Raw genomic sequence first — 23,238 nt, forward strand, 5'->3', positions numbered from 1 at the left:
TATAATAACCTAGAGTGGAATTGGATTATTTTCTAGATTTAATAATTTGATTAACTTTGAATCCGATTAATGCTGGTGCTGCAATATACATTCCCAAGTTCAAAGCAATTACAGAAATACCTAGTCCTAAAACTTCAACTTCTGAACCTTCATTTGCTAATGACATTATAGATAGCGTTGAAAGCATTGGTGTGATTGCAGTCTTAACTATTTCTTTAAACACTGGACTTTCCCTTTCCCAATCTGCAACTGTTGGTGCAAATGAATAGTATAATGTGTTAAAGCTACCCATGAATGCAGTACCAGAACTTGTACTGAATAGTGTGTTATCTCTAATTTCTCTTAGTAATTGTACTTGTGGTGCCAATTCAGTTCCATATGCTGCTGTTGCAATTAAACAACCACTATCTGGTGGCGGAGGTGCACTAATTACTTGACAAATTCCATTTACTAATTGAGTTCCAGCTCCGCATGTTGGTTCATCTGGTTCAGGAGTCATACATTTTCCATTAACTAATTCTTGACCAGATGGGCAGGTTACTGGTGGTTCTGGTTCAGGAGTCATACATTTTCCATTAACTAATGTTTGTCCAGATGGACATGTTACTGGTGGTTCTGAAGATATGCATTTTCCATTAACTAATGTTTGTCCAGATGGACATGTTATAGGATCTGGTTGACCACTGATTACTTGTGATCCACCAACATAATCAATAATCACTTTAGATTCATCTGCACCATAATGAAATTCAACAACATAATCACCGTTATTTTTCCAATAAGTGCCACCAGCAACAAAAGATTTTGTAAATGAACCATCAGAACTAATCTGATTTGAAGTTAGTTGTCCAATTTGCACAATAGCATTATCAGGAGATAGGACAAGGAAAGTAAGTCCTTTACCAGATGAAGAATCATAATCCTTTATACTTCCAGTTATTGTTACAGTTGCACCATTTGAAACAATGTCAATATTAGTAGATATAGGCAATGCAGGGTTTGGATCAGTTGCTGCAAATGCAACATCGCTGACACCATAAGATAGAATTGAAATTGATAATAAAGCAAATGCTAAGAATCCAGATAGCTTCATTTTCATTTTGATTCATGAATTGAGGTATTTATGTTTTCAATGAAAGAAATATTGACCATATTATATTCGAATAATGCCTTTTTTGACCAAGAATTGAATTGATTTTACAAAGTCATCATCAGATATTTCCCCATCTGCCCACCATTTTGCATTATTTTTAATCCAATCAGGAATCAACTGATCAGAAATAGAAATTTCAGAATTAGTATTGACAGTGATCAGACCTTTTTCAATAAGATATTCAAGTCCGTCAATAAATTCTGAATCTGAAACGGTATCAGATGACCACCATTTTGCATTGTTTTTGATCCAATCAGGAATTGGTGGATTTGAAACCACAAAAGAAAGAGATTTCACAAGTGAAGTATTATGGAACAAATTAATTTTGTAAACACCAGATAAGGAATTTTCATTAATTGAAATTATAGATTTGAAACTTCCTGCATTAGATAAAGTTGCACCAAAATTTTGAATTTGTCCATCAGGAGTTGTGATTATAACATCTAAAGGAATTCCTCTTCTAGAAGTGTCAACTTTACCTGAAAGAAGGATTTCTTCGATTTGTCCTGAAGTTGGTTTTACTATTTCATATGTGCTAAGTTGTGCTGAAGTAGGATATGATGTAGGAGCTGCTCGTAACAAACTAAAAACATTAGCATTTCCAAAAGTATCTCGAGAATCATAATACTTTGCATCAAGACTGCCACCTGCTGAAGAAATTAATGCAGTTCCAGATTTATTACAAATTTTTGAAGGCATTTTGAACACTCCTTTAAAAATTCCTGTACTAGGCCCAGTTTCTACGAGAGTAAAACCAGTAGCACTCAAACCACCATGACTCACACCATCTACAGTACAACGTTTGTAACGAATATCTTTGATTAAAACTTCTAGTAAAGTAATACCATTTTTCCCAACTGTATCAACATTTGGGGAATTAGAATCATCAATTACAAAATAGATGTCAACTAAATCATTTTTCAAATTAAGATCAGGATCATTTAATGTCAACGTTACTGGTTGGCCAAATCTATATGATTTAGAATCTGAAGAAATTATTCCAGCAGTAGTTTGTATATTAGATTGTGAAGAAGTTGTTGTGAAAACTCCAGTAGCATCAAGATCAGAATATGAAATAAAAATACCTCTATCATTAATCAGTCTATCAGTAACAATAAATTTTATTTGATCATCTATTGGTTGAACGGTTTCAATAAAAACAGGATCAAAAATATTTAATTGGTTTGCTACAGAATACTCCATAGTTCCATCAAAAGTAGAAGAATTGTCCGATGTTTCTTCTAATTCAAAACGATATATTGAATTATTCACATCTTTTAAATTTTCAACCCCAAACGAAAAGAAATCAAATACAATTGGTTGTTTGTTCTCTTCACTAGAAATAGTCAAAGTATCACCAGATCCAGTTGAATTAAAATTAATTACAAGAAATACCATTCCACTTTCATCAGAAATATCTACAATATCAGAATCATCAATTTGAATAAAACCTTGAGATGATGAAATATCACTAGCATTAATTATAGTAATTGGAGCGGTCCCTAAAGTTCCAAAAGAAAGAGTAAAAGAGGTATCACTAAAATCAGTGATTCCATAATCATATTCAAAAGATCTTAAATCATAATTTATCCAATTAGTTCCATTTGTATTTGATTTTGAATCATCAAGTAAGATAGACGACAAAGAAGATGCTGAAACTCCCAAATTCATTGAAATCATTTCATATGAGTCATTTGCCACATTTGATGAATCTATAACGAGCCTGTCAGAATTAGAATCAGGTACAGATGAATTTGAATCATCACCACCTACTAGAACAGGAGATACTGAATGGAATTGAACATCTCGAGCATTTTGAAAAGTTACAGGGTTCCCAATAGTCATTGATGGAATAATGGCAGTTGCCCGAAAAACATCAAGATGATCACGAGCATCAGAATTGATATTCTGATCAGGATCTACTAGAATTACTGGGATTTTACTACCTGGCTTTAATGATTGAGAATTAGTTTCAATAGTCAATGTGGGATTTTCCAAAGAAACAGAAGCTGACGAAGAACCTGTAAGAACTGAAATTGAATTTTTGTTATATGTGATAGAACCTGTATGCCCTCTTGGGGCATTATCTAAAATTCCTAGAATAGATTGATCATCATTATCTGCAGTGTCAAATATTCCAGAATTAGGACCATCTTCAACTAAAGTAATGATTTCTCCATATGTTGTTGTTCCATCGGATACACTTGTAGTTGGTTGTTCATCATTTGATTGTAATTCAATTACAGAGTTTAGTTTTACAGATAGTTTTCCATTATTTTCAAATCCAATCTTCGAGAGATTAGGGATTAAATCAACTAGTCCAATCCACCCATTTGCAGAATTTTGTCCGTTTTCATCAAATGCCTGATAGAATGTTGATGGTGTACTTCCAACATCAAAAGTCCAAGAATCCTCATCAGTTGGATCTTGATTTAATTGGAAATCATTAATGGTTAAGAAAACTTCTGCATTCTTTGGATAAAGAACTCTATCAATATTCATAGAAATGTTTTGACTTTCATCATATTCTAATGAAACCACTTGCGGTGAACCAGCAGGATTGTATTGGATGATAACGTCATTAAATGAATAAAGTTGAATTAAAGGCCAAGCGTTGGTATTTAATCCAATTTGGCCTGAGGGAACATTTGGATTTGTGTTTATAGATTTTGCATTACGAACTACGTTATTCAATACAGATCCAGTTGGAGATGCAGTACAATCAGAAAAGGAAGTGTTCCCATTGGTGGATCCAGTTGCAGAGCGAGGAATTGCAAAGCCATCTGTTTCAGATAAAGAAATCCCTACTATAGACGATAAAGTATTTCTACTACAAAATACTCCAAAATCCAATCCCTTTCCTGCAAGTCCTACAGTTGAATCTGCTTGCTTGGCCTTTTCTACATTGGCAAAATATGCATACCAACTACCATCAGTTGCCTGAGTCATTCGTAATGATTTTCCATTAATTGTTACATCAGGTTCGCCCTTACCCTGGTCTGTATTAGACAGATTTGGATCAATTACTATTACTTCAACTACCATCGAACCAGAAAAAGAATTGTTAAATTGTGAATTCTCAGCAGAGACAAACAGGTTTGGATTACTTGATGCCTCAACATCAATTTGAGGAATAATTAGTAAAATTGAGAAAGATGCCACTAAGGCTAAATATTTCAGGTCCAACACGATCCTACAAGCCAATTTTATCACAAATAACGTTGTCGTAGGATTGCTTCTTAGAAAACGGTAATACGTGATTCAAATTATCAAAAATAGGAAATGTTTGATCAAAGAACCAAAGTTTTACAGATTTCACTTTTAGCCATATTTTCAGCATTTGTAGTTGAATTAATTTTTGGACTTATTTCAAACAGTCTTGCACTCATTACAGATAGTATTCATGCTTTGTTAGATAGTGTAGTAACACTAGTTTTACTTTTAGCAGCAAGATGGGCAATTAAACCACCAGATGCGGAACATACCTATGGCCATGGAAAAATAGAATCACTTGGAGGATTAATTGGAGGAATAGCAATTTTTCTAATTGCTTGTTTTTTCATTTACGAATCAATCAATAGATTACAAAGTCCACCTCCAAGTGTTTTACCTGGATTATTTGCAATAATTGGTGGCCTTTACACAATAGGAATTGACTTTTTCAGAATTATCATCTTAAGAAGATCTATTAAAAAAATTGGTGGTGCTACTTTAAAAGCAGACTTTTATCATGCGTTCATGGATCTAGGTTCTACAATAGTTGCAATTGTAGGAATTATTTTAGTATCATATGGTGTGTATTTTGGAGATTTTGTAGCAGCATTAATCCTGGGAATTTTACTAGCAGTTCTAAGTGTAAAATTAATTTACAAAACAGCATTAGATTTGACAGATGTCATATCTCCAGAACTTGTTAAAAAGGTCAGAGAAATTTCAATGTCAACAGATGGTGTAGTTGATACAGGATCAATCCTTATGAGAAGATCAGGAGATACAATTTTCGCCGATGTAACAATCGCCCTAAGAGGAGATACCAGTTTTGATAAAGCTCATGAAATAAGTGACAGTGTTGAAAGAAACATAAAAAATAAAATCCCTAATGCATCACCCACAATTCATTTTGAACCAAATTGGAAAGATGTTCCACTAGATGCAAAAATCTCAGATATTGCAAAAAATGTGGATGGTGTTAAAGGAGTTCATAATGTTACCACACATAAGACAAATGGTAAAACATATTCCAATCTACATGTGATGGTAGAAAGAGGGATTGATTTATCCTCAGCTCATAAAATTTCAGAAATAATTGAACAAAAAGTTCAAGAACAAATTTCAGAAATTGAACATATTACCATCCATCTGGAGCCATTTGTTACTGTTCCAGAAAATATCAATATCGAAGATGTTGAAACTGAAGAAAAAATTAAAACCATATTGGAAAAATATCCAGATATTAAAAAAATTGGTAGAATTGTATCTTTAAAATTTGAAAATATTCTCAAAATAGATATTGACTGTTCATTTAACAAAGATTTGTCAATTGAAAAAGTTCATGATTTGACAACGGAAATTGAACATATCATTAGAGCAGAAATTAATAATTCAGTAATTACAATACATCCTGAACCAATTTAGACCAAAATACTAGTCAAATACATGATGACCATTCCAATTGCGAAGCCAGAGGCAACTGCAGCACTTGAAAGATTCTTGTCGCCCTCTTCTCGTATCCACTTTAGAATTGTGAGAATAACTTGAAATATTGCTCCTGCACCAATTGACAAAAACACAACTGATGTAAATGGTGAATAAACAAAGCCGCCTATCCAAGCACCGAAAATAGCAGGAGATCCAGCAATTAATCCCATGGCAATGAGTTTTCCTATCACTTTTTTCTCTCTAGACAATGGTGAAGCAATTGCAATTCCTTCAGTTGTATTATGTAGTGCAAAACCTATAATCAAAAATGTGCTAAAGGCAATAGATCCAAGACCTACAGCAGCTCCTATTGCAAGTCCTTCACCAAAGTTATGAAGACCAATACCAATTGATATCATCAACGCAATTGCAACAGGTTTTGTTATCCTAGATGATTTTGCTCTACTTACTAATTTTTCACCAGTATAATATAATCCAAGAAATGATATTATCAAAATAGTTGCAACAAGTAATACTCCGTTAAAACTACCTGCAAGACTTTCATTTGAAACCTCTAATGCTTCTTCAATAGAATCAATTCCTAAAAATAATAATAGTCCAGCAGTTAGTGCCAAAAAGAAATGATATTTTTGTTTGCTAATTCGTCTAATAAATGGCAACCAGAGTAATCCAATCATCACAGGAATTATTCCAACATAAGTTCCAATTATTGCAAAAAATCCTAAAAGATCAAGGTTTGGTTCTAATGCAAGAGCTGCTGCTTCAATCTCTTTTTCAAATCGGGTTCCATCCTCAATTGTAAGTCCAATTCTATAGGGTTCTGCCTCATTCCATTCAAAAGGAATTCTAACAAGAGCTGTTTCATATCGTTGTAAGTATCTGTCAGGTTCAACAGCTGCGGGTTGTATCCTATCATTGATGTCAGCCATTGCAATTTCAACAGGTATTGGACCAGTGTTTCTAACTGTAACTTGAATTTCAGAATTTACAAAGTCAACTTTTTCCATAGTTATCTCAGGTAATGGAATACCCAAATCCAATAATTCAGATCCAGGACCAAAAATGTATGCAATCAAGATGATTAAAAATGCAAATGGAATTATACCGCTTGCAATCAGTTTTGCCTTTGAGGACTTGTTACTAACTTCCATATCCTTCAGACGCTATACCTTCTTTGTTTTCATTTACCATAAATATTCCAACCCAACCTTTTTCTGAAAACTCTACCTTATGAGCATGAAACAAATATTTTCCAGGATACTCGTATTCAAATTCCATAATTCCTCGCTCTGTTTGGGACAGAGTAATCATGTCAGTATAAAATGAGGGTACGATGTCAGTGCCAGTTGGATAATATTTGTACAAATTTCCATGTAAATGGAAATTATTTATTGGATCAAACTCTACCATGTTAACTACATAAATTCGAATTAATTCGTTAGTGTTAATCTGAATTGGATGGTGTTGATAGTAAAATGGAATTGTATTTGCAGCATAGAAATTATTTTCAGTATCAAAATCAGTGTCCAAACCGTTTAGAACCATTACCATCTCATCAGCGGCTGGACGTTTTTCTTTGGGATCTACTATAAAGACACCATATAGACCATGTACAATATGTTCCTCTAAAGGCATCACATGACAGTGATAAGGATGAACACCAACAGGGCCTGCTTCAAACTCATAAACAAATTGTCCCCCATTTCCACCTACAGGTTCAAAGACACCATCCATTCCAGCAGGATGAATTCCATGAAAATGTATTGTGTGTTCTTTTTCTCCGTTGTTGATGAATTTGACTCTTACAATATCTCCTTCTGTTGCTCTAATTGTAGGTCCAGGAACTGTTCCATTATAGGACCACACATTGTAAAAAATTCCAGGAGATACCTCCATAATTTCATCATCATTTGCAATAATTGTATATTCTCTTAGAGTAGTGCCATCAGTAAGTTGAGAAATTCTCCCATAGTTGAAATCACGTAGATACTCCATTGGATCAAATTCTACAGTTGCACTAGTGTAGAGAGGATCTAATATCTCACCAGTGGTTTTAACCACTGCACCACTATGAGTGACAAAGACCTTATCTTCTTGTTGAGCACTAATTCCTTCAGGAAGGGCAACAAATAGAGCAGATATCGCAATAATTACAAACAGAGACATCATCATGATGCCAGAACGGGATTTTATTTTCATTAACAAATTCATGATAAATAACAATAATATAAAGTTGCCCTAAGCTAACTTTTTTAGCCTAATCTAACTTTTTTATTTTAAGATAGATATTTGTGAAAAATTAGGTTTAAACTAAAGATAATCTGCCTAAATCTGTGCAAAAATCAGGATTAATCATTGTAATTTTTGGATTATTAATTGTAACAGGACTAGTAGTATCAATAGTGGAAAATCAAACAACATTGGAAAAAATCAATCAAGGAAATGGAAAAGTTAGTTTAGTTGACACAGTTACAGTTTCAGTTGATCTAGATAAAGAAATTTCACCCGTTGGTATTTTTGCAGTTCAAATAATGGAATTCAAAGAAAACACAATTTCTGCAATAATTTTAGACCCCTCAAATATAGAAATTATTTCTCAAAAAGTAAATAAAGAAACACTTGAAAAAGAGTTTGATGTGTTTGAAACTGGAACTTATCAACTAATTATTCAAAGTTCTAATGAAGATGAAATTTATGTAACAGGTGCAATTGGTCCATTGCCAGATGCAGATAAAAAATTCATCTTATCGATAATTTCCTTAAGTATTCTCATAATAGGAATGGTAGGGTTGGCTACTACAGCGATAATCGGGATAAAAAATAGAAAAAAATCAGTTTAGGTAACTATCCATTTTTTCTAATCCACTAATAGTCGCATCAAAGTTATCACCATCTTCAATAATGCTTGTGAGTTTTTCAGAATTTGCAGTTAGTATACATTTTCCATCATCAGAATTTTTTGAAATAAATCCATGTTCAATTAAATATGAAAGTCTTTCAAGAACTTCAGATTCAGAAACAGATGATTGTTCTGCCAAAAAAGAACATTCTTTTGAACCATCCTCAAGTTCAGCTAAAATTGTCGAAGTGGTTGGATCAAACATACATTCAACAATTTTTTCTCGATCAAACGTATCATTCATAATAAAATACAAAATTTTCAAAGTAATAACTTTTTGAATTGATTCTTCCAATAAGATAATTAAGAAATAAAATCTCAGAAAATTATGCAAAAACTCTGTAGTAAGGATCCCTCAGGGAAGGGAATACACTGTTTTTGTGTAGATATTGACGCTCAAAGAGGAGTTAAAAAATGCTGTAAATGCAATTTGTGGAATGTCCAAGGCAGTGATTGGACTAGTGATGAGGATTTTAGATAATCAAATTCAAAACAGACATCAAGATTAGGCACCATCTTAAAATCTCAATTACACCATATTTCAAAAATCATGTAATTTGATGCCTAGCATGGTTTTTATCGGGGATTCTGTGAATTTTTGAATACTTGAGCGCACAAGAATATAGACACATTGTCAGAATTGTAGGAAACGATATCCGTGGAGAGAAGAAGATGGTTATCGGATTAACCCAGATTAAGGGTCTTGGCTTCATGTTTGCAACAGCTATTCTTGATACTCTAAAAATTAATCCAAATTCCAATATAGGTAATCTTACAGATGAAAATGTTCAAGCAATTGAAAAAGTAATTACAGATCCTATTGCAAATAATATTCCAATCTGGTTCCTTAACAGAAGAAAAGATATTGAAACTGGTGCAGATTTACATTTGTTAACATCAGATATTCCATTTACATTAAGAAATGATATTGAAAGAGAAAGAATTGCTGCAAGTTGGAGAGGTTATCGTCATCTAAGTGGTCTAAAAGTTAGAGGACAGAGAACTAGAACTTCAGGTAGAAAAGGTGGAGCAGTCGGTGTCGCTAAAGGTGGATTGGCAGCTCCAGTTAAGAAAGGTGGTGCAGGAGCTCCAGCAGCTCCAACAGCAGCAGCTCCAGCAACAGAGGGTGCAGCATCTCCAGCAGCAGAAACACCAGCAGCAGCTCCAGCAAAGGAGAAAAAAGAATAGGTGTTTTGAATGGGAGATCCTAAATATTCACGTAAAGTATGGAAGAAACCAAAAAGACCTCTTAATTATGAATTAAAAATGGAGGAGCTAAAAACTCTTGGAACTTTTGGATTAAGAACTAAAAGAGAATTATGGAAAGCACATACAGAATTAGCACGTGTAAGAAAACAAGCTAGATCATTACTTTCGTTAAGACAAGAAGTAAGAGCAGAAAAAGAACCAATCTTAATGAATTCTCTTATAAGAATTGGACTTGTAAGTAGTGATTCATCATTAGACGATGTGCTTAACCTAAATGCAACTGATTTACTTTCACGAAGATTACAAACTATCGTTTCAAATAAACTTGGATTTAAAACACCATATCAAGCAAGACAAGCAGTAATTCATGGCCACATAATGATTGGTGAAAGAAAAGTCGATATTCCATCATACACAGTAACAGTTGAGGAAGAAGACAGTGTTCATTTTACACCAGAATCAAAGATTCCTGAAATGTTAGAAAAAACAAAGAAAGAGGAACCAAAAGTAGTAGCTACAGAAGAAGAAGCAACTGAGGCTCCTGCAACTGAGGCTCCTGCAACTGAGGCTCCTGCAACTGAGGCTCCTGCAACTGAGGCTCCTGCAACTGAGGCTCCTGCAACTGAAGCCCCAAAAGATAAAAGTTCTTCAACTGAATAATCGAAAAAATAGGCTTATCAGTAAATAACCCCAATTATCAAAGAGAATCATAATGTGTTCAATTATCGGTTATTACGGAAAAGAGGGTGCAGCACCAATCATTGTAAAGGGATTAAAAAGAATGGAGTATCGCGGATACGACAGTGTAGGGGTAGCAACTGAATCAAATAACCAAATCGAATTAAAAAAAGGAGTTGGAAAAGTAAATGATGTCAATTCAAAGATTCAGTTAGATTTACTTCCAGGAAAAATAGGTATTGGGCATACTAGATGGGCAACTCATGGAAAAGTAACAGAGTTTAATGCACATCCACATTCAAGTAATTCAGGAAAAATTGCAATTGTGCATAATGGAATCATAGAAAATTTTGAAGAGCTAAAAAAACAATTAGAAGATGAAGGATATAACTTCAAAAGTGAAACAGATAGTGAAATTATAGCAAACTTACTTCAAAAACACTATGAAGAAACAAACGATGTTAAAAAAACAATTTTGAAAACAGTTTCAGAGATTAAAGGTCATTATGCATTTGTTGCAATGTTTGAAAATGGTCAAATGGCTGCTGCACGATTTCATGAGCCATTAATTATAGGAGTAGGACAAGATGATTTCTTTCTATCAAGTGATGTTTTAGGGTTTATTGAATATACCGATGATGCAATTTATTTGGAAAATGGAAATTTTGTAATTTTGGAGGAAAACAAATTCCAAATTTTAGATTTTCAAGGAGAACATGCAAAATATGGAATCACTAAAGTATCTAAAGAATTTGGAGATGCATACAAAGGAGATTATGCACATTTCACATTAAAAGAAATTTATGAACAACATGAAACCATACTAAGAGCTGGAGAGAAAACAGAAGAAGCAATAGAAAAGGCAGCTGATCATATCAAACATGCAAAAAATATCTATGTTACAGGAAGCGGAACCAGTTATAATTCGGCACTCATTGCAAAACAAATCTTTTCAAAATATGCCAAGATTAAAGCAGAGCCAATTATGTCAAGTGAACTTCAATTTGCACCTGAGACTATTGAAGAAAATGCCATCATCATCGCTATATCTCAAAGTGGAGAAAGTGCAGATGTTTTAGATGCAGTAAAAATTACAAAGCAGGCAAATTGTAAAATCATCGCCATAGTAAATTTAATGACATCTTCACTTGCTCGAGAAGCAGATATAGTAATTGGAATGAATTGTGGACCTGAGATCGGAGTAGCTGCTACAAAAAGTTTCACATCCCAATTAGTGATACTCTACAAAATAGTACAAAAATTGACTGACAATAAAATAACAATTAATTTTGAAAAGTTTGCCGAATCAATTGTAAAAATATTAGAAAACCCAGTAAAGATTCAAAAAATTGCAAAAGTGATCAAAGATGTTTCAGATATCTATGTTCTAGGGAGGGGAATTAATTATCCGATTGCAAAAGAGGCAGCTTTGAAATTAAAAGAATTGACATACATTCATGCTGAAGGAATTCCAGGTGGAGAATTAAAACATGGACCTCTTGCATTGATGGATTCAAGTGTATTTGTAATTATAATAAATCCAAATGATTCTACATATTCAGATACATTAACCAGTGCAAGAGAGATTAAAGCTCGTGGCGCAAAAATAATTGGAGTTTCAGATATTGAAAGTGATGTGTATGATTATTGGATTGAAATGCCAAAGATAGATCAAGTACTATATCCAATCTCAGAAATTATTCCAATTCAATTTTTATCATATTACGCAGCACTTGAAAAAAATACAGACCCTGATTATCCTAGAAATCTTGCAAAATCAGTTACAGTGAAGTAAACAATCGATGATATTCTTTTTCTGCAATTTCTAAAAATTTTGCAGAATCATTTCCAGTTTTAATCATTGAAGAGATTATACTACCACCAGCACCCACTCCTTCTTTTGCAAATCCTTCTGAAAATGCTTTCAAACCAGCATGTTTTGAATTTTCCAAGCCTGGATTAACAGAGATTGCCGGAATATCAGCAATTTTAGATACAAGGCTAGTAAAATTTGCACTCTCATCACCAGTAATGTATGTAGTAGTTCCAATTGCAGTATTTTCTTCATTAAAACCAATTTTGGCTGCAAATGCCAAAACTGCAGCCATCTGAGTTCCCCCTGCCAACATCACATTAGATACACTAGATGCAGAACTAAGCATTCCTGCTACAAATGGAATCATCGGATCACCTACTTTAGCTACAATACTGTATGGATGATCAGAATCAATTCTTTCAAGTGCAGATTTAACAATTTGATTTTTTAATTCAACAGGATTGTTTGGAATGCTGGAACTAACTTTAGCATCATAACCCAATGCTTTTAGAACAGCAAGAGCAGTAGTGGTTCCACCAGGAATACTTTCACCAATAATCAAACAATCAGTAAGTGATGCCATACTTCTTCCAACGATTCTACCGTAATCAACAGCATGAGATACTTGTGAATCAGTCATGGCATCCTCAGTTGAAATATTTTTTCCAAAAGACATACCAGTGTCAATGAATGGAAGTTGTGGAGAAATTTTACTTCCAGCATTAATTGTCAAGTGTGGGATACTAGCTGACTCTAATGCAGCTTTTGTCAATAATCCAGGAGTAGGTTTTCCATCAGGAGTCATTGGAATTTTATCAATGGTTTTACAATATCCATAATGAAGATATTCAGCATCGGCAGGAGGAGTAAACTGAATTGAATCTTTGTCGGCACCTGCAAATGTAATTCCAGGAATTTCGCAAGTTTCAGTATAAGAAATTACAAAAGAAAAAAGAAATCGTTTAGATTTCATTGATTCAATGAAATTTTCCCCTTGTTCGATATTTCCAAACAGTTCAAAATTTTCCATTTTAACTCCTAACCCATCATATCAAGAAACTGCTGTTCAGTTCTTTTTTGCATTACATGATTAGTGATTTTTTCTTGTCCCAAAGTTGAAATTTCAGAACCACCATAATTATGACCAGAATACATGACTAGATTTTCATCTAATTTGTGCAATACATCAAATAGACTATGATAGAGATCTTTTGCACTGCCTCCGGGTAAATCAATTCTACCACAATTTCCAACAAATAATGTATCACCAGAAAAAATTTTCCCGTCACCCACAAGACAAATACTATCTGGAGAATGACCCGGAGTGTGCAATACTTTTAATTTGGAATTTCCAAATTCAATAAAATCTCCATCCTTTACAGTAATCTCATGTTTTAATTCTGAAGACTCATGTTGGATGATTGGGGCTTTGGTAGATTCTGCCATTGCTTCATTACCCAACGTATGATCAAAATGATGATGGGTGTTTACAATGTATTTAATTTTCAGATTATTTTTTTTAATTATCATCTCTAATTCAATTAAATCCCATGAGGGATCAATTATGATTGCTTCACTAGTATCTTCATCTTCAACAATGTAGGAAAAATTCTGCATATTTCCGACTTGAATTTGATGTACTTTCATAGAATTCCCTCTTCAGCTTCAGGTGGAATTCCAATTTTTTCTGCAAACAATTCACCAGTCAAATCTTTTCGTTTAGGAATTCCTTGTTTCATTTTGTGAAAAGTAACTGTCATATCACATTTTGAGTAAATATTGGCAGTTTCTCCAGTTTGAGGATCCAATCCAGATGGAACATCAACTGCAAATTTATAACAATTTGCTTCATTGATGAAATTAATTGCTGATGCATATGGCTCCCGAATATCTCCAGATATCCCAGTGCCCAAAATTCCATCAACTATTACATCAGGTTTAAAATTAAATTCAAAAGAATCGCCTGACATTAATTTTACAGATGGCATTTTTTGTAAAATTGACCAATTCCAATTACTCTCTTCAGTTTTAATTTTCTCAGGACTGCCTAGAAGCATTACTGTGACTTGGGCATTGTATCCTGCAAGATGTCTAGCCATCACCAAACCATCTCCACCATTATTTCCCAATCCAGCAAAAATTAGAATATTTTTTGATTCAACATCTATTTTTTCAAGTAAACGTCTAACTGCTGCTGCTCCTGCATTTTCCATCATGAATTTTTTCAAAAATCCCATCTCATGTCCTTTATTTTCAATATCATACATTTGATCAACTGTAATTTCCATATCATTCATGAAATTATATCCAAAATAAGAGCTTTGAAAATACAAAATATGGCTAAAATGAGTTATTTTATACTGAAATTTTCATATTTTACTGCTTAATTTTGAGTGCCAAGTACTTGTTTAAGATAAGATCTCTCTTTTGTCAAAATTTATTCCATAAAACGTTCTTCATCTAAAATTTTTGAAATTGCTCTATCTTCTTTTTCAATCAAATATTCTGGGTAAGATATATCTTCATTAGCATCAATCAAAAATTGAATTGCTTTTTGATTTTCAATTTCCATTAAAGGAGTAATTTTTTCAAGTCTATCTATGGAATGGTATTCATAACTTAGTGGATCATCCAAATCAGAATATCTTTCAAAACATAATGGACAAATATCAAGTAATTTTTTTGTAGCCAATTCATTTTCAAAGAATTTGATTTTGTTAAATTCTGAATGTAGTCTATTTTTTATTTCTCCATCATCCACGTGGTGTTCAACTGAACGATTTATCTGAATAAAAGTTCCAAAGTCATTCATCAAAAATTCTCGGCCATCTTTTGCAACCCAAACATTACTGTATTTTTCAGTCTGAGTCACATCTACTAATCCTACAAATCTTTGTGGATCAGGTATTGTTTTCACTTTCATAGGATTGAGAGATTTGCCAGAAATATCTAATCCTTCATTGAGATATGTAATGTTGTATCTTCCTTTGAAATCAATGGCTTTGATTGCCATCACTTTGTCTTGAAGAGGCTCTAAAAATTTCATAGTTAAAAGAGTTGTAACACATCTTTTAACATCATCATCTCCCCTACATTTTGATTTTTGGGTAATTACTTTGATTGAATCATCCACAATGCCTGTTTTTTGAATTACTTTGACATTTTCAATTGAACCATCATACCCATAATGAATCTCAACTCCTAATTCTGCTTTATGAGCATCTCCCACATTAGGTATGCCAAACAAAAATTCTTGAACACGTAATTGCTTATCTGCATATACCTTTGATGCAAAAGTGTTCATTGTGCCTACTTTTACTTCTTGTTCTTCAAAAGGAGTCCAAAAATTATCAGTTATATCGTGAGATTTTCCATTGAAACTAAATCCCCCTTCAATTAAGAGCCTGTTTGTATTATGATCTAATCCAAAAGTTGGTTTTGTTTTATGTCTTTGATCAGAGTTCCCTCCTCCACTCCCACCAGAATCAGATGTGGTAGTTGCAGATGAAAACATGTCAAAGGCCACATCTAAAGTATATTCATATACATCTGCATCTCCACTTCCAGCACCATCTGCATCACTGCCAACAAAAATCATGGTCAATCCATTGGATGAAAATGCAAGTCCAGAAGGTCCATTTGTAGCAGTTGCAGTGGTACTAAAAACATTATCGTGTGTACAAGTTGAAACATCAAAACCTGTAGAACAAGAATATTGATTTACTTCTTTATCATCAGCATCTAATACAAACATTTTTTGACCATTTGAAGAAAATGCTATACCTCCAAGTTGATTACCAATTTGACCAGAAACATCTAATTCATCACTCGCATCACTACAAGTTGAAACATCAAAAGATGTACAATTGTATTCAATAATTTCTGTATTGCTGTCACCTGCAATGAACATCTTTGTTCCATCTGAATTAAATGCAAGTCCTACAGGAGTTGTCTCTTCTCCAGAAATATCCTTATCGTTTGCACCTGCATTATTATTACAAGTTGAAACATCAAAAGATGTACAAGAAAATTCGTATACATCTCCCCCATTATCTTCGCCTGCAAGAAACATTTTAGTTCCATCTGAATTAAATGCAAGTCCGCCTACAGTACCTTCAACTAATGACACATCTAATGGAGAACTTGCATCACTACAAGTTGAAATATCATAACCAGTACTACAGTTGAACTCAACTACTTCATTATCATTATTTCCTACAACAAACATCTTTGTGCCATCATTGTTAAATGCTAAATCAATAGGATCTTCATCAATGCTGTCCAAAACAAGTGCATCAACAAATGTGGTTGCAGCTAGAGCATCATTTATTGGAACTAAACTAGATAGTAAGAAAAATCCTAAAGTAAAAACAAGAATGTTTGGTGCTCTCACAATAAAATTAGATTAACATATGAATTAAGTATTCTCATGATTATCACTAAATTCATGCCTAAAATCCCTGTTTTGGAGATAAATTTTTGCTAATACCCCTAATATATCCAATATACAAATTGTAACTAATGCAGATTATTCAAAAACTCTCAATAGTTTATGTTGTTATCTTAGTCGGTTTCTTAATTCCCATACTTACTGTGATATTTTTAGACGATATACAAGTAATCTCAGAATGGGAAAATGTAAGTGAATTATATTATGAAAGACTAATTTTAGCAGGACAAGCCATACTCGGTTTAATTATCTTATTGAGTGTGTTCTATCTTGGAAAATTTCATGATTATAAAAAATCTCTTACACAATCAGAAATTAAATTAAAAGAAATTACATGGAAATTCAAACAAAAGTATCAAAACCGAATTTGGGATGTTAATAAAGATATTTTTGAATTATCTAATAATTCAGAAAAAACATTTGATGATTTGAATAAAATTCTTGACAAGTTTCCAAAAATGCTTATTGCTATTCTTACAGTTTTGTTATTAATCATCGCATTTGTTTTAGTTGGTGCATCTGCAAATGAAGTTGAAGGAAATCAAAAAAATTTCATCATGCACGGTTTGATATTGCTTTTAGCAATTAGTGAATTTTTAGTTATCTGGTCTGTTTATGAAACAATGTTGAATTTACAAAACAGAGCATATAGGATTATTTTGTACAATATTTCTTCTCTTGAGAGATATTTGGATTAGTCATCTATAATTTTTCATTGTCAAAGTCATCATAGAATGAGTGTAGAATTGGTCGTATGGCAAGAAATGATACAGCAATTATTACATAAGTTAATCCAATCAATGTTTGATTTGTGTAAAGTGAATTTGTAGAATCAAGAGATGAAATTTGAATTAGTTTACATGGGAATTGAGGATCTAGTGCTGATTGCTTAATTTGTTTTACATCCTTACTAGAGATTAAAATTGGATAACATCCTTCTTTTGGATATAATAATTCTACTTTGCCATGATAGTAATCATCCTTTTCTAATAATGCCTTTAGTTGTGCACCATCTACAACATGAGCAAAACCAGATTTTTTAATGGGCAGTCCTACGCTATCTGGAAAATACACATACATTGTAGTTGAATTGGTTTTTGTAGAATCAATTGTAATGGATGCTGTGATAGGATAATTCGCACTAAAAGAATTAGATTTTAGAACTAAATTTGCATGAATTGAATTTTCTTCATCAGAAATATCTAATGTTCCTATATCCTGGCTAATAGTATGAACAGGAATAGGATAAGTAATAATTCCTTGCTGAATTAAAAGACCATTAAATAATAATCCTGTAGCCATTATTACTAAAAACAAATCTAATTTAGGATGTTTCACATACAACATTACCTTAATTCATTCTTATATCTAATCATTACAGATTTTACTCGTTTCACCCGTTCCAAAAGCCCTCGATTAGAACACATTTTATTTAGATATCTTTTGGCAGTTACTGGCGAAATTCCAATATCTTCTGCACCTGAATTTATTAATTGAAATTCAGATATTTCGTTAAATTCATTTATTTCATGAAACACAAATGTTCTAAATAGAGGTTCTAACCTTGATGATTTTTGAAGTTCATCTTCATCCTCATTCAAACACTCACTCACATTATCGAGTGGTTTACGTGGATTTTTAAGATAATTACAGGTACGACATAGTAATTGAAGATTAGACACATCATTGTTGAAATTATTGTTATCACGATGATCAATGACAAGTTGCCTCTCAGTAGACAAAACACCACAGCATCTACAGTATTCACCATCCCTAGTCACCAGTAAAGGATAGAATTTCTTTCTGGATTGACCATTCATGTTACTCATTCACACCACCTTGCGACATTACGACAAAATACTCTAAAAAGACACAGATCATATGGTCAAATGAGATTTTTTAAACACATTTCTGATAGAATAGAAAATCTAAGAAATACGGTCAAAAATCATCCACTTTTTAGGTACAAAATAGTGAAAAAGTGGACGTTTCTATAATCAATTCTCAGCTCTCTTGATCAAGATTTGTTTTCCATCATCCATGTGAGAGACAAATTCTTTGAAATAACTCAATTTAACAGAGTATCGATATTTGAATAGATGTTCACACTTAATGGAGTTTTGAGAGTCTAATTGAAAAAAACAGATTATGCAGTTATGAGATTTTTTGAGATAAATTAATTTGTAAATTGTTCTGCGTCTAATTCACCCAAAATATCTTGAACGTCTTTTTTTGTTGCTTTAGAGCCTGGTTTTGCTACAAACAGAACTTCTTTTTTGCCGTTAGGATCGTCATCTAAATCAATTGCAATAACCCCACCCTTTGATTGCATTATATTCATGATTTTAGCCATTTGATTCAATTCTTGTTTATTATCTCTTAATTCAGATTTGATCTGTTCGATTTCAGATTGTTCAACTTCCATTTGTTTTAGACGAATTTCTTGTCTTATGCTAGAATCAATTGTTAGCTGTTCTATTGCCTTTGAGAATTCTTTGAAACACTCTTCTTTTGTAGGCTGTAGATATGTGCCATCAAGACCCTTTTTGTGAGCCATTAGTTTTTCAGCAACATTGGAATTGACATCATTGTTTAGTTTGAGAACTGTGTTGAATCGCTTTCTGAACCCATAGATAGATGCTTTGTCGTATCTATTTCCTTGTTTGGTTCTTTCAACTCCTGCTGTTAGGATTAATCTCTGCATCATTTGTTTTGCAGACTTTTCAGACATGTGCAGATTTTTCTTCATTTTGTGAGGTCTTTCAGAATTTGTAAAAACAGGCGATTCAGGAGTTAATTCTTCACCATTTCGTTTTCGAGAATTCAGATAATTATCAAGTGCTTTACTTGCTTCAGGTGTTAAAAATGCCCAATAACCTTCTCTAGAACCATCATAGATTCTAACTGCTTTGCAATCATTTGGCATATCCTCAATATGTTTTAGTTTTAAAATAGGATCTACAATTCCTGCAGGCCTCATACCAGTACTCGTTAGAAAAAGAACAAAGGCTTTGGTTCGAAGCTTGGTAGTAGATTTTAGAAATTTCTGAATATCCTCAGTTGTAAATGGTTTTTCTCCACCTTGGATATAATCTGAAGATGGGATGAGTTTTCTTAGTATTTTTTTGTGATAGATTACTTTGTTCATCTCTAGAAATAATTCTACTGCAGAGAGTTTGCCACGTATGGAACTTGATTTGAGACCTTTGTCTGCAAGATGCATTACCCAGTTTTCTAGATGGGTTTGAATTGTATCAATACCTAGTTTTGGTATAGCATCAAAATCTTTGATTTTGATAAATTCCATAAACTCGTTTAAAGAATACATGTAAATTTTCAGAGTCTCAGGGGACTTTATTGCAGATTCATAGAGAGTTAATGATCTTTTAGGCACACATAGTATACAACTCTGATTTATTTTAATACACACTTTGTATAGCTAAGCTAAGAGTTTAGCAAACGGCTTTATCCTAGTTTTGGAATATTTGTAAACATGACATTAAAAAATGTAAAACCATCATTAAATAAAATTGCAAAAAATTTAGAATCAGTTCAAGATGCTAGAGAATTTCTGCTAAAAAATACTAGAGAAATCATCATCCTATGCAGTAAATCAATTATTGCAGTTCATAAAGGAGATTTAGTTACAGGAAAAAACAACCTAAAACAAGCAGATACGTTATTAAAAAAATATAAGAAAAAAGCAACTGGAGGTCTAAGGAGATACCTCATAACTCCAGAACAAGAATTTGTAGAGGCTGCATGTTTGATTGCAATTGTTGAAAAAAAAGAAATTCCTTCAGATAAAAAATTAGCAGTAATGCCAGAATCATATGTTTTAGGATTATTGGATTGTGTGGGAGAATTGAAAAGGCAAGTTTTTGATAAAATTAGAATTGATGATATTGATGAGGCAACAAGAATTTTTGAAATAATGGAGAACTTGTATCTTCAACTGTACACTTTTTCAATGTACGATAAAGTAGTAAAAGAAGCTAGAAGAAAAATTGATGTAAATAGAATTTTAGTAGATGACGTTAGATCAGTAATTACAGAAGAAAAAAGACGAACCGAATTAATCAAAATTTTAAAGAAATTAGAGAAATAATCAGAAACAAAGAGGTGCGGATGATGGGATTTGAACCCACGTACTCCTAAGAGACTAACCCCTCAAGCTAGCGCCTTTGGCCAGGCTGGGCGACATCCGCAAAAGAATTTTCTTGCATGGTTTTTATAATCCTTGGTTACTTTTTCGTTCGTGTTAATTCCTGTTAGATGTTTAACGTGTGGAAAATTAATTGCTGATAAATTTGAAGATTATCAAAATAAGATTAAAGCAGGAGAAGATCCTACAAAAACTCTTGATTCTTTAGGCGTTGAAAGATATTGTTGTAGAAGAATGCTTTTGACCACTGTAGAAACAATACAACAAGTAATTCCATTTTATGAAGCAATTCAGAGAAGAAAACAAGAAGTTCAATCTGAGTTAGAATAACTTGGCTAAAATATCCTCAATTGAAGGACGTATTCTATACAATAGTAGAGGTAGTAAAACAATTGAAGTCGATGTTACATCAGATAACAAATTTCTAGGAAGAGTATGCGCTCCATCAGGTGCCAGTGTAGGAAAATATGAAGCAGTTAGTTTTCCAAATGAAAACCCTGAACAAAGTCTCAAAATACTCAAAGACAACTCTCAAAAATTTATTGGATTAGAATCATCAGATCTTAAAGCAATTCATGATGTTCTAAAAGAATTAGATGGAACTTTAAATTATTCAATAATAGGAGGAGGATTGGCGTTTGCAGTAACAATCGCTTCAATGGATTCAGCAGCAAAAGCATCTGAAAAACCATTGTTTAGAATACTATCTCCAGAATCTTCATTCAAGTTTCCATTTCCATTAGGAAATATTTTAGGAGGAGGAGCACATGCAGGTCCTGGAACACCAGATATTCAAGAAATATTAATTTGTGCAACAGGATCAAAAACTATTGAAAATGCAATTGAAACGAATTTATTAGTTCACAAAGAATTACGTAAGGTATTAGAAAAAGAAGACTCTAGTTTTACAAACGGAAGAGGAGATGAAGGGGGTTGGGCACCAAAATTAGAAAATCAAAAAGCATTAGAAATTTCTGCTAAAGCATGTGAGAATTTGGGATTTACTTTAGGTAAAGAAGTATCATTAGGAGTTGACTTTGCATCATCAACACAATGGAATGAAGAAAAAGGCAAGTATCTGTATGATAGAGCAGGATTTGAAAATTCACCTGGAGAACAAATTGATTTTGCTGCAGATATCATTGAGAAATTTAAATTGATTTATGCTGAGGATGCAGTTCATGAAGAGGCATTTGAAGACATGTCAGAATTGACAAAAAAATTTCCCAATACACTAGTTACAGGAGATGACTTAACTGTGACAAACAAAGATATTCTAAAAAAAGCCATTGAAATAAAATCATGTAATGCTGCAATTTTAAAAGTTAATCAAGCAGGAAGTCTTTTCGATGCATTGGAATTTGCAGATGAAGCAACTCAAAACAATATCAAACTAATCACATCACATAGATCTGGAGAATCTACAGATTCACAAATAGCCCACATTGGTCTTGCTACAAAGTCAAAAATGCTCAAAGTGGGCATTGTAGGAGGAGAAAGAGTAGCAAAACTCAATGAATTATTACGACTATCAGAGCATGATTTAATACGCGGTATGGCAGAGATTTAAAATCGTCATGAGCCAACAAACTGAACCAACTGACATCAAAAAGAAGGTTTTAGCCACTGGAATTAGAGTAGGCACTCAAGTTAAGACCAAATTTATGAAACCATTCATCACGAAAGCAAGCCCTGAAGGCCTATACATGCTTGATTTAGACATCACACTAGAAAAAATTCAAACAGCAGCCAAATTCATCAATAGATTAGGTGCTGAAAACCTCATAGTTTGCTCAGGCAGACAATATGCAGAAACACCAATTGAAAAATTCTGTGAAAGTTTAGGTTCTAAAAAATTACTAAACAGATTCATGCCAGGAACTTTAACAAATCCATCATTACCATATTACATTGAACCAAAATTAGTTTTAATTTCAGATCCTCAAGTAGATGAACAAGCAATTATTGAAGCAACAAATGCAGGTATTCCAATTATCGGAATTGCAAACACAGACAACATCACATCTAATTTGGATGTAATTATTCCAGCAAACAACAGAGGAAGAAAAGCTCTAGCAACAGTTTACTGGTTATTGGTGCGTCAAGTCTTAATTGAAAGAGGGGAATTAAAAGAAAATGAACCAATGAAAGAAGATATCGACGATTTTGAAACAAAGATCACCGAAGAAGAAATCGACGATTTTTAGAA

At 33.0% G+C, this 23,238-nt stretch carries 22 protein-coding genes and 1 tRNA gene; 10 read left to right on the top strand and 13 right to left on the bottom strand.

The window, feature by feature from the left end; all coding sequences use genetic code 11:
- Nucleotides 1-25: 25 nt before the first annotated feature.
- Complete coding sequence (locus tag ACW9W4_RS00635) at nt 26-1,099, bottom strand: EB domain-containing protein (protein ID WP_457760617.1); 1,074 nt, start codon at nt 1,097-1,099, stop codon at nt 26-28.
- A 54-nt stretch (nt 1,100-1,153) separates the two neighbouring features.
- A complete protein-coding gene (locus tag ACW9W4_RS00640; protein ID WP_457760618.1) occupies nt 1,154-4,315 on the bottom strand; it encodes a peptidase in 3,162 nt (1,053 codons plus the stop codon).
- A gap of 120 nt (nt 4,316-4,435) precedes the next feature.
- On the opposite strand from ACW9W4_RS00640, the gene ACW9W4_RS00645 reads away from it, so the two are divergent.
- On the top strand, nt 4,436-5,788 hold the full coding sequence (locus ACW9W4_RS00645) for a cation diffusion facilitator family transporter (protein WP_457760619.1): 1,353 nt from the start codon (nt 4,436-4,438) through the stop codon (nt 5,786-5,788).
- Here ACW9W4_RS00645 and ACW9W4_RS00650 read toward each other — a convergent pair.
- Together ACW9W4_RS00650 and ACW9W4_RS00655 are read right to left on the bottom strand one after the other, a co-directional pair.
- Nucleotides 5,785-6,963: a ZIP family metal transporter gene (locus ACW9W4_RS00650; protein ID WP_457760620.1), complete on the bottom strand. Its 1,179-nt coding sequence runs from the start codon at nt 6,961-6,963 to the stop codon at nt 5,785-5,787. The two genes, ACW9W4_RS00645 and ACW9W4_RS00650, sit on opposite strands and share 4 nt — an antisense overlap.
- Nucleotides 6,953-8,011 (bottom strand): multicopper oxidase domain-containing protein, encoded by a 1,059-nt coding sequence (locus tag ACW9W4_RS00655; protein ID WP_457760621.1) that lies wholly within the window; start codon nt 8,009-8,011, stop codon nt 6,953-6,955. The genes ACW9W4_RS00650 and ACW9W4_RS00655 overlap by 11 nt, the downstream gene beginning before the upstream one ends.
- A gap of 134 nt (nt 8,012-8,145) precedes the next feature.
- Here ACW9W4_RS00655 and ACW9W4_RS00660 point away from each other — a divergent pair, with 134 nt between their 5' ends.
- Nucleotides 8,146-8,652: a hypothetical protein gene (locus tag ACW9W4_RS00660; RefSeq protein WP_457760622.1), complete on the top strand. Its 507-nt coding sequence runs from the start codon at nt 8,146-8,148 to the stop codon at nt 8,650-8,652.
- On the opposite strand, the gene ACW9W4_RS00665 is transcribed toward ACW9W4_RS00660, so the two are convergent.
- A complete protein-coding gene (locus ACW9W4_RS00665) occupies nt 8,644-8,955 on the bottom strand; it encodes a hypothetical protein (RefSeq protein ID WP_457760623.1) in 312 nt (103 codons plus the stop codon). The genes ACW9W4_RS00660 and ACW9W4_RS00665 overlap by 9 nt on opposite strands.
- 362 nt (nt 8,956-9,317) lie before the next feature.
- On the opposite strand from ACW9W4_RS00665, the gene ACW9W4_RS00670 reads away from it, so the two are divergent.
- From ACW9W4_RS00670 to glmS, 3 genes are read left to right on the top strand one after another with little or no spacing between them, the layout of a single operon-like run.
- Entirely contained in the window at nt 9,318-9,899 is a 582-nt protein-coding gene (locus ACW9W4_RS00670) for a 30S ribosomal protein S13 (protein WP_457760624.1), read from the top strand.
- Between the two features lie 9 nt (nt 9,900-9,908).
- Entirely contained in the window at nt 9,909-10,580 is a 672-nt protein-coding gene (locus ACW9W4_RS00675) for a 30S ribosomal protein S4 (protein ID WP_457760625.1), read from the top strand.
- Between the two features lie 52 nt (nt 10,581-10,632).
- Nucleotides 10,633-12,393 (top strand): glutamine--fructose-6-phosphate transaminase (isomerizing), encoded by a 1,761-nt coding sequence (gene glmS, locus ACW9W4_RS00680; RefSeq protein WP_457760626.1) that lies wholly within the window; start codon nt 10,633-10,635, stop codon nt 12,391-12,393.
- On the opposite strand, the gene cobT is transcribed toward glmS, so the two are convergent.
- The 4 genes from cobT to ACW9W4_RS00700 form a co-directional block, all read right to left on the bottom strand.
- Nucleotides 12,380-13,444 (bottom strand): nicotinate mononucleotide-dependent phosphoribosyltransferase CobT, encoded by a 1,065-nt coding sequence (gene cobT, locus ACW9W4_RS00685; protein ID WP_457760627.1) that lies wholly within the window; start codon nt 13,442-13,444, stop codon nt 12,380-12,382. The genes glmS and cobT overlap by 14 nt on opposite strands.
- Nucleotides 13,445-13,452: 8 nt before the next feature.
- Nucleotides 13,453-14,061: an MBL fold metallo-hydrolase gene (locus tag ACW9W4_RS00690; protein WP_457760628.1), complete on the bottom strand. Its 609-nt coding sequence runs from the start codon at nt 14,059-14,061 to the stop codon at nt 13,453-13,455.
- Nucleotides 14,058-14,702, bottom strand: coding sequence for an NAD(P)H-hydrate epimerase (locus ACW9W4_RS00695; RefSeq protein WP_457760968.1), 645 nt, complete (start codon nt 14,700-14,702; stop codon nt 14,058-14,060). The genes ACW9W4_RS00690 and ACW9W4_RS00695 overlap by 4 nt, the downstream gene beginning before the upstream one ends.
- 149 nt (nt 14,703-14,851) lie before the next feature.
- Nucleotides 14,852-16,807: a YncE family protein gene (locus tag ACW9W4_RS00700; RefSeq protein WP_457760629.1), complete on the bottom strand. Its 1,956-nt coding sequence runs from the start codon at nt 16,805-16,807 to the stop codon at nt 14,852-14,854.
- A gap of 128 nt (nt 16,808-16,935) precedes the next feature.
- On the opposite strand from ACW9W4_RS00700, the gene ACW9W4_RS00705 reads away from it, so the two are divergent.
- A complete protein-coding gene (locus tag ACW9W4_RS00705) occupies nt 16,936-17,562 on the top strand; it encodes a hypothetical protein (RefSeq protein ID WP_457760630.1) in 627 nt (208 codons plus the stop codon).
- A 4-nt stretch (nt 17,563-17,566) separates the two neighbouring features.
- On the opposite strand, the gene ACW9W4_RS00710 is transcribed toward ACW9W4_RS00705, so the two are convergent.
- From ACW9W4_RS00710 to ACW9W4_RS00720, 3 genes are all read right to left on the bottom strand, one after another.
- The gene (locus ACW9W4_RS00710; protein WP_457760631.1) at nt 17,567-18,202 is read right to left on the bottom strand and encodes a hypothetical protein; all 636 of its coding nucleotides are present in this window, start codon (nt 18,200-18,202) and stop codon (nt 17,567-17,569) included.
- 8 nt (nt 18,203-18,210) lie between these two features.
- Nucleotides 18,211-18,477, bottom strand: a complete 267-nt coding sequence (locus ACW9W4_RS00715; protein WP_457760632.1) for a hypothetical protein — start codon at nt 18,475-18,477, stop codon at nt 18,211-18,213.
- Between the two features lie 563 nt (nt 18,478-19,040).
- The gene (locus ACW9W4_RS00720) at nt 19,041-20,258 is read right to left on the bottom strand and encodes a tyrosine-type recombinase/integrase (RefSeq protein WP_457760633.1); all 1,218 of its coding nucleotides are present in this window, start codon (nt 20,256-20,258) and stop codon (nt 19,041-19,043) included.
- A 99-nt stretch (nt 20,259-20,357) separates the two neighbouring features.
- Here ACW9W4_RS00720 and ACW9W4_RS00725 point away from each other — a divergent pair, with 99 nt between their 5' ends.
- Nucleotides 20,358-20,972: an RNA-binding protein gene (locus tag ACW9W4_RS00725; protein WP_457760634.1), complete on the top strand. Its 615-nt coding sequence runs from the start codon at nt 20,358-20,360 to the stop codon at nt 20,970-20,972.
- 15 nt (nt 20,973-20,987) lie between these two features.
- On the opposite strand, the gene ACW9W4_RS00730 is transcribed toward ACW9W4_RS00725, so the two are convergent.
- Nucleotides 20,988-21,072: transfer RNA gene (locus tag ACW9W4_RS00730), tRNA-Leu, on the bottom strand.
- Between the two features lie 50 nt (nt 21,073-21,122).
- On the opposite strand from ACW9W4_RS00730, the gene ACW9W4_RS00735 reads away from it, so the two are divergent.
- Genes ACW9W4_RS00735 through rpsB form a run of 3 tightly spaced genes read left to right on the top strand, consistent with a single transcriptional unit; the run spans nt 21,123 to nt 23,236 of the window.
- The gene (locus tag ACW9W4_RS00735; RefSeq protein ID WP_179363042.1) at nt 21,123-21,359 is read left to right on the top strand and encodes a DNA-directed RNA polymerase subunit N; all 237 of its coding nucleotides are present in this window, start codon (nt 21,123-21,125) and stop codon (nt 21,357-21,359) included.
- Between the two features lies 1 nt (nt 21,360).
- Complete coding sequence (gene eno / locus ACW9W4_RS00740; RefSeq protein ID WP_457760635.1) at nt 21,361-22,599, top strand: phosphopyruvate hydratase; 1,239 nt, start codon at nt 21,361-21,363, stop codon at nt 22,597-22,599.
- A 7-nt stretch (nt 22,600-22,606) separates the two neighbouring features.
- The gene (gene rpsB, locus ACW9W4_RS00745; RefSeq protein ID WP_457760636.1) at nt 22,607-23,236 is read left to right on the top strand and encodes a 30S ribosomal protein S2; all 630 of its coding nucleotides are present in this window, start codon (nt 22,607-22,609) and stop codon (nt 23,234-23,236) included.
- Nucleotides 23,237-23,238 lie beyond the last annotated feature (2 nt).

This window comes from Candidatus Nitrosopumilus sp. bin_7KS (assembly GCF_054095835.1).